Origin of the sequence: Candidatus Amarolinea dominans, from assembly GCF_016704685.1 — a bacterium.
GTDB classification, from domain to species: domain Bacteria; phylum Chloroflexota; class Anaerolineae; order SSC4; family Amarolineaceae; genus Amarolinea; species Amarolinea dominans.
The window spans coordinates 1-11,764 of sequence record NZ_JADIZS010000054.1; the positions used below are offsets into that span (position 1 = coordinate 1).

General features: G+C 64.6%; 14 protein-coding genes, 1 tRNA gene and 2 pseudogenes. 4 read left to right on the forward strand and 13 right to left on the reverse strand.

All coding sequences use genetic code 11. The features are described 5' to 3' along the window. Positions 1 to 992: 992 nt before the first annotated feature. Positions 993 to 1,583: a hypothetical protein gene (locus IPF85_RS23155; protein ID WP_343410417.1), complete on the forward strand. Its 591-nt coding sequence runs from the start codon at positions 993 to 995 to the stop codon at positions 1,581 to 1,583. Positions 1,584 to 2,066: 483 nt separating this feature from the next. Continuing rightward, positions 2,067 to 2,326 (forward strand): annotated as a pseudogene (locus tag IPF85_RS23160) (hypothetical protein). A gap of 183 nt (positions 2,327 to 2,509) precedes the next feature. On the opposite strand, the gene IPF85_RS23165 reads toward IPF85_RS23160, so the two are convergent. Continuing rightward, positions 2,510 to 2,911: a hypothetical protein gene (locus tag IPF85_RS23165; RefSeq protein WP_343410418.1), complete on the reverse strand. Its 402-nt coding sequence runs from the start codon at positions 2,909 to 2,911 to the stop codon at positions 2,510 to 2,512. A 13-nt stretch (positions 2,912 to 2,924) separates the two neighbouring features. On the opposite strand from IPF85_RS23165, the gene IPF85_RS23170 reads away from it, so the two are divergent. Beyond that, positions 2,925 to 3,110, forward strand: coding sequence for a hypothetical protein (locus IPF85_RS23170; protein ID WP_343410419.1), 186 nt, complete (start codon positions 2,925 to 2,927; stop codon positions 3,108 to 3,110). A 522-nt stretch (positions 3,111 to 3,632) separates the two neighbouring features. Here IPF85_RS23170 and IPF85_RS23175 read toward each other — a convergent pair. Then, entirely contained in the window at positions 3,633 to 4,166 is a 534-nt protein-coding gene (locus tag IPF85_RS23175) for a hypothetical protein (RefSeq protein ID WP_343410420.1), read from the reverse strand. Between the two features lie 221 nt (positions 4,167 to 4,387). Then, positions 4,388 to 4,789: a hypothetical protein gene (locus tag IPF85_RS23180; RefSeq protein WP_343410421.1), complete on the reverse strand. Its 402-nt coding sequence runs from the start codon at positions 4,787 to 4,789 to the stop codon at positions 4,388 to 4,390. Between the two features lie 425 nt (positions 4,790 to 5,214). Between IPF85_RS23180 and IPF85_RS23185 the strand changes: the two genes are divergently transcribed. Continuing rightward, positions 5,215 to 5,421, forward strand: coding sequence for a hypothetical protein (locus IPF85_RS23185; RefSeq protein WP_343410422.1), 207 nt, complete (start codon positions 5,215 to 5,217; stop codon positions 5,419 to 5,421). A 310-nt stretch (positions 5,422 to 5,731) separates the two neighbouring features. Here IPF85_RS23185 and IPF85_RS23190 read toward each other — a convergent pair whose 3' ends face one another. The 10 genes and pseudogenes from IPF85_RS23190 to IPF85_RS23235 form a co-directional block, all read right to left on the reverse strand. Beyond that, entirely contained in the window at positions 5,732 to 6,220 is a 489-nt protein-coding gene (locus IPF85_RS23190; RefSeq protein WP_343410423.1) for a tetratricopeptide repeat protein, read from the reverse strand. 276 nt (positions 6,221 to 6,496) lie between these two features. Then, positions 6,497 to 6,697 (reverse strand): hypothetical protein, encoded by a 201-nt coding sequence (locus tag IPF85_RS23195; RefSeq protein ID WP_343410424.1) that lies wholly within the window; start codon positions 6,695 to 6,697, stop codon positions 6,497 to 6,499. A gap of 317 nt (positions 6,698 to 7,014) precedes the next feature. After that, the gene (locus IPF85_RS23200; protein WP_343410425.1) at positions 7,015 to 7,512 is read right to left on the reverse strand and encodes a HEAT repeat domain-containing protein; all 498 of its coding nucleotides are present in this window, start codon (positions 7,510 to 7,512) and stop codon (positions 7,015 to 7,017) included. 68 nt (positions 7,513 to 7,580) lie between these two features. Further along, complete coding sequence (locus IPF85_RS23205; RefSeq protein ID WP_343410426.1) at positions 7,581 to 8,741, reverse strand: LysM peptidoglycan-binding domain-containing protein; 1,161 nt, start codon at positions 8,739 to 8,741, stop codon at positions 7,581 to 7,583. 101 nt (positions 8,742 to 8,842) lie between these two features. Continuing rightward, positions 8,843 to 9,151 carry a hypothetical protein gene (locus IPF85_RS23210; protein WP_343410449.1) on the reverse strand — a complete coding sequence of 103 codons (309 nt, stop codon included), beginning with the start codon at positions 9,149 to 9,151 and terminating at the stop codon, positions 8,843 to 8,845. Then, positions 9,058 to 9,444: a hypothetical protein gene (locus IPF85_RS23215; protein ID WP_343410451.1), complete on the reverse strand. Its 387-nt coding sequence runs from the start codon at positions 9,442 to 9,444 to the stop codon at positions 9,058 to 9,060. The genes IPF85_RS23210 and IPF85_RS23215 overlap by 94 nt, the downstream gene beginning before the upstream one ends. Next, on the reverse strand, positions 9,441 to 9,647 hold the full coding sequence (locus tag IPF85_RS23220) for a hypothetical protein (protein WP_343410427.1): 207 nt from the start codon (positions 9,645 to 9,647) through the stop codon (positions 9,441 to 9,443). Before IPF85_RS23220 ends, IPF85_RS23215 begins: the two co-directional genes overlap by 4 nt. Continuing rightward, entirely contained in the window at positions 9,647 to 10,063 is a 417-nt protein-coding gene (locus IPF85_RS23225) for a DUF126 domain-containing protein (protein ID WP_343410428.1), read from the reverse strand. Before IPF85_RS23225 ends, IPF85_RS23220 begins: the two co-directional genes overlap by 1 nt. Further along, positions 10,060 to 11,414, reverse strand: a pseudogene (gene selA / locus IPF85_RS23230) (L-seryl-tRNA(Sec) selenium transferase). Before selA ends, IPF85_RS23225 begins: the two are co-directional and overlap by 4 nt. Positions 11,415 to 11,529: 115 nt before the next feature. Further along, positions 11,530 to 11,603, reverse strand: a tRNA-Val gene (locus IPF85_RS23235). Positions 11,604 to 11,764: the final 161 nt, after the last annotated feature.

Here is an 11,764-nt window from a genome sequence, read left to right on the forward strand (position 1 = left end):
GCCAGGCAATCAAAGAACGTAGGGGCCGTTCACGGCGTTAGAGTTCAGAAAATACCGGCGCACATCCGGGTCGTCCATCATAACCGCACCGTCTTCCAGTGTGAAGTACCGAATGCTTACCGTTCCATCGGCTCTGTAAATCCTGACCGTATGCCCTTGCTGGTAGGCGCGTAATATTTGCTATCGCACGCCTTTCTTGCCAGTGAAGTCGTATTCGGGCAGCATATCGGATCTTTCTGCCCTTACTTGTCTGCTAGTCTTCTCCTTGTTCATAGGTTCTCCGTTCGAAGCCGTCGCTTTCGGCAACTGATAATACGAATAATCAAGGTTTCTTCGGTGACTTCGCCTCACGTGAATGACGAGTAAACCTTACTGGCGGCCGAAGTGCCTACGTTGATATAACGCTGTTCATTCTCCGAGTGCTCTTTCGTCGGCAAAGGTGAACAAGAAGGATTATTAAAACCGTTTTGGCCTCCTCAAACTGACCTTGTGCTTTTTGAGGTTTTCTCTGGCCTTGTTTTCGGGTCCCATTCCAAAAAGAAGTCCCATCTTGTCTGCCTTAATCTGTTCGCAGTACTCCCATAGATTACTGCATTGCGGTTCATCATTCAATGGAATCATCAGACTCCTGACAGCTTCAGCACTTGCGTAGCAAATCGTTTTCAACGCACTCCCACATTTAGTCCCGCCAGTGAAACGCCGCGGCTCTGTCACTGACCTCAGTATACACCGGCCCTTGCACTGTCAACCAACATTTCCCACGCATTCAACGCCTTCAACTTAGGAGCCGTCACGAAACAAGTGTTACATCTGTGCCCCTTAGCAAGCGTGAGAGTTGCGATTATGATCAGTGGGTGCAGGAGATAAACGGTGCTGGCATCGATAAAGGGCGCCAGGCGCGTGACTTTCGCGCCCGGCCACAACCTGTGGTACACTATGAATCCGCGCACCGGACGCGACAAAACACCCTCACTTCACACACGGAGCACATCATGAAAAAACGTATCGTCCTGATCGGCGCAGGGAGCGCCCAGTTCGGCTACGGCACGATTGGCGATATCGCAGGCAAGGTCCTGAAGGCAGCGAGATCGTGCTGCACGACATCAACCCCACGACGCTCGCCGCGGTCGCCGAGGCCGGCCGCGCGTTCATCGCCGAGCACGGCCTGCCCTTCAGCATTTCGCCACCACGAACCGCCGCGAGGCGTCGCAGGGGCGCCGACTTCTCATCATCTCGATCGAGGTGGGCAACCGCTTGAGCTGTGGGAGCAGGATTGGCGCATCCCGCAGCAGTCGGCGTGCAGCAGGTGTACGGCGAGAACGGCGGGCCCCGGCGGCCTCTTCCACTCGCTGCGCATCATCCCGCCCATCCTGGAGATCTGCGCCGACATCATGGCGATCTGCCCGCAGGCGACCGTCTTCAACCTCAGCAACCCGATGAGCCGCATCTGCACCACTGTGCATCGAGCCTTCCCGGAGCTAAAATTTATCGGCATGTGCCACGAGATCGGCTCGCTGCCCAACTTCCTGCCCCACATCCTGGGCGTGCCCTACGAGGCGCTCGAAGTGCGGGCGCCGGGCTGAACCATTTCAGTCGCGGTGCTATCGGCCAAATACAAGGCCACCGGTCAGGATGCTTATCCCGACATCCGCGCCCTGGCGCCGGCCTTCTTCGGCGATGCCGTCCATGACCACCGTTCACAAGTATTTCAAGGAGACCGGCCAGTGGCCCCAAGCCGGAGGATTTCGCCGCCCTCGAGACCGAAGCCTGGCCGGAGCGCCGCGTCTTCCAGGTGATCCTGGAGAAGTTCGGCCTGCTGCCGATCACCAGCGACAGCCACTTCGGGAGTACATCCCGTGGGCCTACGACGTGACCGACCACAAGGAGATCCTGGACTTCTACCGCTTCTACAAGGAATACCTGGCGAATATCCAGCCCAGCATCGAGCTGCGGCTGAAGGAGCGGATCATCCCGGTCATCGAGGGATCCTCACCGACGCGGGCTATATCGAAGAGGCGGTCAATATCCCAAACAAGGGCCTCATCGCCGATCTGCCGGAGTGGCTCGTGGTCGAAGTCCCGGCGGTCGTCAACAAGGACGGCGTGACCGGTCTGCCGATGGGAAGCTCCTGCATGGCTTCGCCGGCTTGCTGATGAACCAGGTGGCCGTCCACGACCTGACCGCCGAAGCGGTGATCCGCAAGTCGAAGGCGGCCGCGCTCCAGGCGCTGCTGGTGGATCCGATCGTCAATCAGTATCGGGGGCTTGATGAACTATTGGACACGATGATCGCGTATCAGGAGCGGTGGCTGGGCTACCTCAAGTGAGAAACGTGCCATTTGGCTCAATGAATTTGTTCAGGATTGACTGCTACGGCGCGGGAACCAGCCGCACCAGTTCCAGCAGGGGACGGCCGCTGCGCTCGCGGAAGAGCGCCAGCGCCTCCAGGCGGCGGCCCTGACCCGCGCCAGCGCCGGCAGGCCTCGCGGCGACCTTGAAACACGGTGAACTCAGGCGTGCAGGAGATAAACGCGGCTGGCGTCGGCGATAAAGGGCGCCAGGCGGCCGGCAAAATCAGCGTCGGGTTGATCCAGGCGCGCGTAGCCAAAGGCTTCGATGGGCGCAACCCGGCCCTGCGCCAAGAACGCCACCGGCGCATCAATGCCCCAATCCAGAACAATGGGCGCTGTCATTCCCTGGGCTTCCAGGTCGGCGGTCAGGCGATAGGAGGCGTCAGAATGGGTTGCGTAACCGCCGCTGGCGGTGAGGACGGCGTGGTAGCGCACGGTATTCCAGGCATCGAAGCCGCCCCAAACCAACAGCGCAGCGAACGCCAGCAGCGCAGGCCGGCGACCGTGCTGCGCCAGCAGGTCGGCCGCGTCGCACAGCAAGGGCAGCAGCGGCAGCAACAACGCAAAATGCGTGATGAACAGATCTGAAACGGTGGAAGCGGCTCTGCACGACGATGAGCGCGGCCAGCAGCGTCAAACCCAGCACGCGGCGCCAGAGAACGGGGCCGACGCACTGATGCGCTGCAGCCAGGCCGGCCGGCAGATCCTCCTGACCCGGCTTGGGCGCCTCGAACGCCAGGTAGACCTCCAGCCCAAGTAGGGTCACGGCTGCCAGCAGGCCGGCCAACGCCCACCGCGCGACCGGATTGGCGTACACCTCGCCCAGGTACCAGAAGTGATGCCCTTGCAGGAGGATGCCGATCTGTTCGATGCGTTTGCCCAGGTTGGCCGCAAAATGGGTGTTGCTGACGCCGTAGTGAGGTGTTCAGATTGCCCAGGATGCTGGTCACGGTGCCGCCAGTCTGCAGATTGAAGTGCAGCAGGGGCCAGACGCCGGCCAGGAAGGCCAACCCAAACCCAACCCACTGGCGTACTGCTGTCCGGCGGCTCACGTCGCTGTAACGACTGCGCAGCCCGCCTTCGTGGGCTACGCCCCACGGTCGAAATGCACCCCGCCGGAGCCAGCCGAGCGCGGCAATCACCAGCATGGCGCCGATGGCCCAGATGAAGAGCAGTTTGGCCCACAGACCGAGGCCCCACAGGAAGCCGGTCAGCCACAGCCAGCGCGCCTGGCGCGTCTGCTGCCAGCGCCAGGCGGTCCACAGGCTGGCGCAGAAGAGGGTCACAGTGACGTTGGTGACGAGAATGCCTTGCCGGCTCCAGAAGACGAACGAAGGATTGACGGCCAGCAGCAGGACGGCCAGGCCGGGCTGTGCGCCGGTTGAACGCGGCCGCGGCGAACAGATAGAAAGATCAGCGTCAGGCCGGCGCAGGCGATGGGCAGAGCCCGCAGGGCGAAGACGCCGGCGCCGCCCAGGCCAGAAACGGTAGCGCCAGGTAGACGTTGAGCGCGCCGATGTAGTCGCACGTTGGGCAGCGTCAGGCCAAAGAGGTGCAGCCCGGCGTTGCGAAAGAGGGTCACGGGCTGGCCGCGCACAAGCTGCATGGCGTTCAGCCCGGCCTCTTTGGCCTCATCATAATGAAGGCCGGGCAGATCGAGCTGATACGCGGCCAAGCTGCAGAAGATGAGCAGAGCCAGGAGCAGCGGCAGCCAGGCCCGCAGACGGCCGCCGAAGAGCGAAGGGCGCGCCGCCGCCGAATGCGGGGCGAAGGGGCGTCCGCGCAAGGTCGGCCTGCGCCGACCGGCCGCGTCCACGCAGGTGGACGCCCGGCGGGACGCCCATCAGGGCGTCCTCGCCCAGGGCGGGGCGCAGGTGGACGCCGCGGGGGACGCCCATCAGGGCGATTTCAATCGCGCCCGGGCGCGCGTCCACGCAGGTGGACGCCCGCCCCGCGCCCCCGCCGCCCCGCCCGGCGGACGCCCATCAGGGATTTCAATCGCTCGCGAGCCAGGAACATCGGTGTCTTACCCACCCATCAACGCACCAACAACTCGGCTTCCGAGATCAGGCTCTCGTAGTTGTAGCCGGACGCGTAGAAGCGAATCCAGTTGATGTGCGACGGCCGCGTCTCCCTCAGGAGTTCGATGAGATCGGGAGATTCATAGGCATACCAGACGCCGCGCGGGATCTTTTGCACGTTGCGCAAGGGCCAGGGCCGCGAAGAATCGAGATCGAGATAGTAGAAGCCCGATGTCCACAGACGCTCCACGCCGTAGATGTCGGTGTAGCTGATTTGCGCGGCCAGCGGAAACTCGGAGCTTTGCATCCCCGCACCTTGCAGGCTCTGAAAGACCAACTGCACGTAGAAGGTGATGTTGAGTGCGTCGAAGTCGCGCACGTCCACATTGGAGGTCCTGGCGAATCTCGGTTTCGGCATGCACGCCTTCCTGCCCACGGCGGGAGAAGAAAACCGCCTGGCGCCCATCCCGTGTGATCACCTGCACCGTGCCAATGCCGACGTTCTTCTGAGCATCTTCCCGCACGTCCACAAAGCTCTTGCTGCTCCAACCATCCAGGTTGCCGGGCAAAACACCGTTGGCCCAGCAAGTCCTGTTCCACCGGCTGCGGTGCGTCGGGCGCCTGACCCGCGGCGATGCGGGTGCGCTCCCCGGCAAGCACAATGACCACTTGGCCGCCGGCGATGACGGTCGCCTCGCCACCGCGCGTGGTCACCCGCGTCTCCTCGTTGCGCACCTCAACCGAATAACTGCCATCGGGTAAGTGAGCGGAGCCATGAGGGGTCTCCACGACGACCTGCAAGGGCCGCGCGCTGCGGTGCGAAGGGCTGACCCGGATACGGCCATGTTCCAAATAGAGACTCAGGCGGTCGGCCGCGCCGCTGTAGCTAAAACGGGGCACGCGCGCGGTGGTCAACAGAAAAGAGGCGTTGTTGTAGAGGGTGATGGTCGCCAGCGATTCCTGCGCCTTCTCGTCGGCGTAAAAGGTGAGAATGGCGCTCGATTTTTCATCGGTCGCGACGCGCTGATCTTCGCTGACTGGCGCGCGTGACACCACGGCTTGCGTGTCGCGGGTTCGGGCGGTGGTCACCAACACGGCGCCATCAATCACATTGAGTTCGAGGGGGCGGGTGTCCGTGGCGTAGAGGACGAAACCCCGCGCGGTCAGCGGCGCCGCAATGGCCAGGGCGCAACACGTAATAAAGGAGATCACCGTGACGACCCAGGCCGTGCGCATGGGGTTGGCGCGAAAACGGCGCGTCACCCAACCGGGTGAGTCATGGCTCTGCGCTGAACGCTCTGCGCCGCGGTCAGGCGGCTCCTGGTCAGGCGTGAGAGCGGTGTGATCGCTTGCGGTTGAGTTAATCATTGCCAGTTGGCGTAGGCTCCGTGGAAACGCCCTGCTGCAGCAGTTGCAACCAATGGCTGGCGTCGCGGTCATGGGGAGCGATTTCAACGGCTCGCTGAAAATGCGCACAGGCGCGCGCCATCTCACCGCGGTCCCTGTAGATCAAGCCCAGGTTGTAATGCACATTGTGCAGGTTTGGGTCAATCTGCGCCGCTTTCTCGAAGGCCGCGATGGCCTGGTCCTGGGTCGCTCGGGTGGACAACTCCAAGCGCCCCAGGTACGCTGCCGCCAGGTTCAGCCAGACCATGGCATTGTCAGGCTCCAACTCAGCCGCCCGTTCCAGGATCGGCGCCGCCTGGCGGTATTTGCGCTGCATGATGTAGGCGCCTCCCAGGTTGATCGCCACCGAGACATTGTCAGGCGCCAGCAGCAGCGCTTCGCGCAGCGGCGTCAGGGCTTCGCCAGGACGCTGAGTGGCCAGCAGCCGCGCGCCTTCGTTCAACAGGTCAATGACACGTTGCAGAATCCAGCGCCTTGCCCACAGCCTCCTTGCGTCGAAATGGTTGTCCTGTAGCCATCATATGCTCCGTCCAGCGCCTCTTATCTTCATCTTCAATAAGCGTTCAGACCCTCACCCCTCCCCTCTCCCGACGACGGAACTGCTGTCGTCGGGAGAGGGGGCCGGGGGGTGAGGTGTGGCCGCTCCCCCTCTCCCGTCGTGTGCTTTTCCACGACGGGAGAGGGGGCCGGGGGGTGAGGGCCTGAACGCTTACCATCGTCAATCGTCAAAATCATCGTCGGCGACATCCTGGTCATCGTCCTCATCGTCCTCTTTCTCATCGTCAATCTCATCATCCAACTCATCGCCAAACTCATCATCGGCGTCGGTCAGGGTCAGGCTGTTGAAATCGAGCGTTTCCAGGGCATCGGCCGCCAGCAACTCCAGGTCATCGTCCTCCGCACGGAAGACGGCTTGCAACGCCGGAGCGCCAGGGGGCCGCCAACGGTTCCCAACGCGGTCACGGCTGCGCGGCGCATGGCAGGGTCAGGGTCGTCCAGCAAGATGATGAGACGCGGGGCAGCGGCCTGAATCTCGAGTTCGCCGGCGGCATAGACGGCCGCCAGGCGCTTGACATGCGAGTGACTGTCCAGCGCATCGCACCGTCTTGTTCCAGTGGCGATCGGCGCTGTTCCCCATCGCCCGCAGGGCGCTCGCCTGCATCGCTTCATCCTCATCACGGTACGCATCCTCGATCACTGCGCGCGCCCGCTGATCGCTGGCATAGCCGACCGCTTCTACCGCCTGGCGCCGCACGCTGAGCAACTCAGATGCGGACGCGACCGTCGCCAAGAGGGCTGGCAGCACGCCGCCCGCGTTGGCGACGGCAATCTCCTCATACTCGCCGAGCAACACGAATTGCCCCAGGGCTTTGGCGCGGCGGCCCGTACCTCGGCGTCAGGGTCGGTCTGCAGGGCTTGCACGAACAGCGGAATCAAGCTCTCATCGTCGTCTTCCCGCAGCCCTTCGATGGACAGGCGGCGCACGGTGGGATCAGCGTCAGCCAACGTCCACAGCAAGATCATGGTGTAGTCAAGCTCTACACGCGCCCTTGCCCGCACATTCAAGGCCTGGATGAGCTTTTGGCGCCGCGTCAGGCTCCAATGGCTCCAGGCAGCCTGCAAGAGCGCCATGTCGCTGCGACTGAGGTCCGACAGACCGCCAAAAACCGGGTAAGGAATCGTGTCAGATTCTTGCCGGAGCAGATCGAGGGTCTGTGAAAGGTTCTTATCCATGAGCTAATTCCACAAAAATCGCGTCTTCGCTGGGACCAAGCGCTGCCACGCGCTGATATTGCCCGGCGTCACGCGCCACACTGACCACGACCACGCCAACTATAGCGCCGCCCTGACTCCTGATCGGCCTGACCGTAGAGCAGGTTGGAAACCCGCCAACTGGCGTTCGTGGTCGCTTCGGCAACGCGCCAATCGAAGACGCCGCCCAGGCTGAAGCCGATCTCCACCAGGTAGGCCATCGAGTCTGGCAAACCGGCCACCACCTGCCAGCTCAGCAGGATAACGGCATCCTCGCCGGAATACGAACTGCCGGAAGCGGGGCCAACCAGGTCTGGCGCAGGCGCTTGTGGCGGCGGGGTGTTGGTGGACGCCGGGGTGACGGTAGCCCCGGGCGCGGGCGTGGCAGTGGCCCCCGGCCCTGGCACCAGGATCTGCGCGCCCACCTGCAAGCGGCTCGGATTCAGCCCAGGGTTGAGCGCCAGCAGCCGCGCGACCGAGGTATTGAACCGGGCGGCAATGGCCGACAGCGTGTCGCCGGCGCGGATCGTGTAGCGCGTGGTTCCCGACGCATCCCTGACCGGGGTTGCCGTGGCAGGCACGCGCGTCGCGGTGGCAGTGGCCGGGCGAGGCGTTGCGGTCGAGGAAGCGGTGGCTGTTACTGTAGCCGGACGGGCGGTAGCTGTGGCCGTGGGCTGCGGCGAAGCCGTCGGCGTGGCCGTGGCGGTAGGCGTTGGCGACACGTCCAGAATGACAGTGGTTGTCAGGGTGGCAGCCGGCGTGATCTCCACGGTCAGGGTCACTTCCCCGGTCGTCGTCAGCGGCGCAGTCGCCTCGATCGGCGGCGGAGCATCGGTGGGAACCTCCACCGCCGGCGCAGGCACAGTCACGGTAGGAGCGGGAGTCATAGTGGGCAGGGTAATCGTGGGCGCCAGGGACGCCAGGGCCTGGCTGGCATCGGGCAGGCTGACGCGGCTGATGAGAAATGCCACGGCCAGGACCCCTACGACTCCCAGGGCCACTGTCTGCAGCGGCAGCCGCCAGCCGGCCGATTTCAGATCACGCCCGCAGTGTGGGCAGACCTGCAGAGCCGCCTGACTGCGCTTACGGCAGGCGCGGCAGCGCACGGTGGTGACTGCGCGCGGCTGTACGCTGCCGCAAACCGGGCACACTCCTACCCCGCGACGCAGCGGAGTGCCACAATGTTTGCACTGGATACCCGTGCCTTGCATCAACAATTCCTCGAATCAAGATGGCTTGCATGAGACCATGCTTGCATAACAGGCTTCTCCATCTAAATGCTCAACCTACCCTAACTGCTCAACCTAACTGCTCAACGCAGCAGCGTGCCGATCGGCAGCTCTGGCTGCAACAAGAGCCGGGTGATGGCGCCGGGCTGTTCGCCGCTGAAAAAACGTACCTGCAGGCCGGGAAGCGCCTGCACCAGGTTGCTCATGACCCGCACCTTGCTGGCCATGCCGCCAGTAACATCCGCGCCGTGCGAGCCGCCCAGGCCATCCGCAACCGGCGTCAGGTCCGCGGCGGAGATCAGCGGCACGGGCTGCGCGCTGGCGTCGGCCAGCGGATCCCGATCGTACACCCCGCCGACCATGCCGGCCAGCAGGATGAAGTCCGGCCGCAAACGCCGCGCCAGCCAATCGAATACCTCTTCGGTCGAAACGATCGTCCCGCCGCGCACTCGTCCAGCGCCACATCGCCGTAGACCAACGGGGTCAGGCCCTGGCGCAGGGCCGTGCTGACAGAACGGTCAGCCAGGGTCAGCAGTTCCCCGTCGCGGCAGAGCGCGCTGGCCGAAGGCGCCAGGCTCCAGACCGGTACGCCGGCCGCGCCAAACGCGTCGGCCACCAGGCGATTGAGCTGGGCAGCCACGCGTGACACCTCGGCAAAGCCGCGCCAGTCCGCAGCGGTGGTCACGCCGGCCCGTGTCTGATAGCGCCGGGCAGCCATGTGACCGAACGAGCCGCTGCCATCCCCAGCAGCAGGCGCAGATCGGGCGCCTGCGCCTGCGCGGCCGCACATTCCTGCGCCAGGCGCTGAATGACATCCGGCCGGGGGGTCAACGCCGTGCGCTTGTCGGTGATGAGCGAGCCGCCCAACTTGAGAAAGACGGTGCGCATCAGGCCCGGTCCCGTTCGACCGTCACCTGCGCGCCGTCCACGCGCACGCGATCGCCGCTCTGGATCAGGCCCACGTCAATCTGATCCACCATGGGAATATCGCCGATGATGGCGCCCACGGCCACGATGGCCTCGCTCTCGCGGGCGATCATCGCGGCCGGCGCCTGACCCGCGGCGGCCAGACGCAGGATGGTGTAGGAGCCGACCGTGCTGCCTTTGCCGGTGGCAAAGACCAGCACGCGGCCGGTGATGCGTTCCCCATGCAGGGGGTGGTTTGGCTCGATGATGATGCCGGTGTCAGGGTCCACGCCGCCCAGGAAGCCAATCGGCGCGGGCGAAACCAGCGCGATCCCTGTCGCCTGCCCAGCCCGGATGACGCGGCCCTGCAAGGTGAACGAAACCGGTTCTTGTGTCATGTTTGCCATGCCCCGATGAGCGCGGCCAGGAGATCAGCGTCCTGTGCGGGCAGCACGGTGCGCGCATCGAAAAGCGCCTGCTGATCGGCCGTCCGGCCGACCACCGGCGGCTGGCCCTGGCGCAGCCTTGCCAGCAGGCCCGCCGCGTCCGGCACAGCCAGCGCGGCGCTGGGCAATGTTTCGCCGGGCAGCGAGCCGCCGCCCACGGTGCTCTGCACCGCCACGGCTGCGCACGGAATACCGGCCGCGGCCAGCGCCTGACGCCAGGATTCGACCCGCGCCTGCAAATCGGGCAGGCGTGCGCCCATCATTTGCCAGACCGGCAGCATGGTCAGCGCGTCCTCGCGCACATAGTGCAGCAGGGTGGCATTGAGCGCGGCCAGGGTCAGCTTGCCCACGCGCAGCGCCCGCGCCAGCGGATGGCTGCGCAGCCGGGCGATCAGGTCGGCCCGCCCCACGATGAGACCCGCCTGCGGCCCGCCCAGCAGCTTGTCCCCGCTGAAAGTGACAAGATCAGCCCCGGCCGCCACGCTGGTCTGCACGGTCGGTTCCGGCGACAGGCCAAAGAGTGCGGTGTCCAGCAGGGTGCCGCTGCCCAGGTCGTCCACCACAACCAGCCCCTGCGTGTGCGCCAGGCTGACCAGGTCGGCCAGGCCCACTTCGGCCGTGAAGCCGAGCTGGCGGAAGTTGGAAAAATGCACACGCATGAGCGCGGCCGTTTGCGGCGTGATGGCCTGGCTGTAATCAGCCAGATGGGTGCGGTTGGTCGTGCCCACCTCGACCAGGCGGGCGCCGCTGGCCCGCAGCACATCTGGAATGCGAAAACCGCCGCCGATCTCCACCAGTTGGCCGCGCGAGATGATCACCTCGCGGCCGGCAAAAAGCGCGCTGAGCGCCAGGAAGACGGCCGCGGCGTTGTTGTTGACCACCAGGCCCGCCTCTGCGCCGGTCAGCCGCACCAGCAGCGCCGCGGCGCGATCGTAGCGCTGCCGGTCACCAGGTCATACTCCAGGTTGCTGTAGCCGGAGGCCAGGGCCGCGACCGCGGCGCTGGCGTCCTGGCTGAGGGGAGCGCGGCCCAGGTTGGTGTGAATGATGACGCCGGTGGCATTGATGACCGCTTGCAGGCTGGGGCGCAGGGTCATTTGCACCTGCTGCTGCACCTGGCCGGCCAGGTCGGCCAGCGCGGGGCAGGCGGCGCCCTGCTGGATGGCGGCGCGCGCCTGTTCCAACACGGCGCGCGCTGCGGCCAGCGTCAGGGCGTGACCGGCCTGCGTCTGCAGATCAACCGGCAGCGCAAGCAGCAGCCTGTCCACCGCCGGCAAACGGCGCAGTTCTTCTCCCACCGTCATCTCCTGCCCATCTCCTCAATGACTGCTCAGGCTACGGCCCAAACGCCAGGCCCACGAAAACAAATACGCCGCCGGAAGAACACCGACGGCCAGTCAGTAGGGCATCGCGTTGAGGTGGGCGACACAGGACTCGAACCTGTGACATCTTCCTTGTAAGGGAAGCGCTCTAACCAACTGAGCTAGTCGCCCACGAACAACAAAATTTTACCCGAAGACGCGACGCCTGTCAAAACGTCCGGCTGTTCATCAGGAATTCCAAATGTGGTCGCTGAAGACATCTGGAATGGAGGCCTTAGCCGGTTGTTGGTGAGCGGCAGACCGGCTGAAGCCTCGATTCCGGGTACATTTGG

Bases quoted from the DNA above. Each gene is read 5' to 3' on its own strand.
- IPF85_RS23220 (WP_343410427.1), bottom strand. From the start codon at position 9,647: ATGCGCACCGTCTTTCTCAAGTTGGGCGGCTCGCTCATCACCGACAAG.
- IPF85_RS23170 (WP_343410419.1), top strand. From the start codon at position 2,925: ATGAACAGATCTGAAACGGTGGAAGCGGCTCTGCACGACGATGAGCGC.
- IPF85_RS23185 (WP_343410422.1), top strand. From the start codon at position 5,215: ATGTTCCAAATAGAGACTCAGGCGGTCGGCCGCGCCGCTGTAGCTAAA.
- IPF85_RS23225 (WP_343410428.1), bottom strand. From the start codon at position 10,063: ATGACACAAGAACCGGTTTCGTTCACCTTGCAGGGCCGCGTCATCCGG.
- IPF85_RS23205 (WP_343410426.1), bottom strand. From the start codon at position 8,741: ATGCAAGGCACGGGTATCCAGTGCAAACATTGTGGCACTCCGCTGCGT.
- IPF85_RS23155 (WP_343410417.1), top strand. From the start codon at position 993: ATGAAAAAACGTATCGTCCTGATCGGCGCAGGGAGCGCCCAGTTCGGC.
- IPF85_RS23200 (WP_343410425.1), bottom strand. From the start codon at position 7,512: ATGGATAAGAACCTTTCACAGACCCTCGATCTGCTCCGGCAAGAATCT.
- IPF85_RS23180 (WP_343410421.1), bottom strand. From the start codon at position 4,789: ATGCCGAAACCGAGATTCGCCAGGACCTCCAATGTGGACGTGCGCGAC.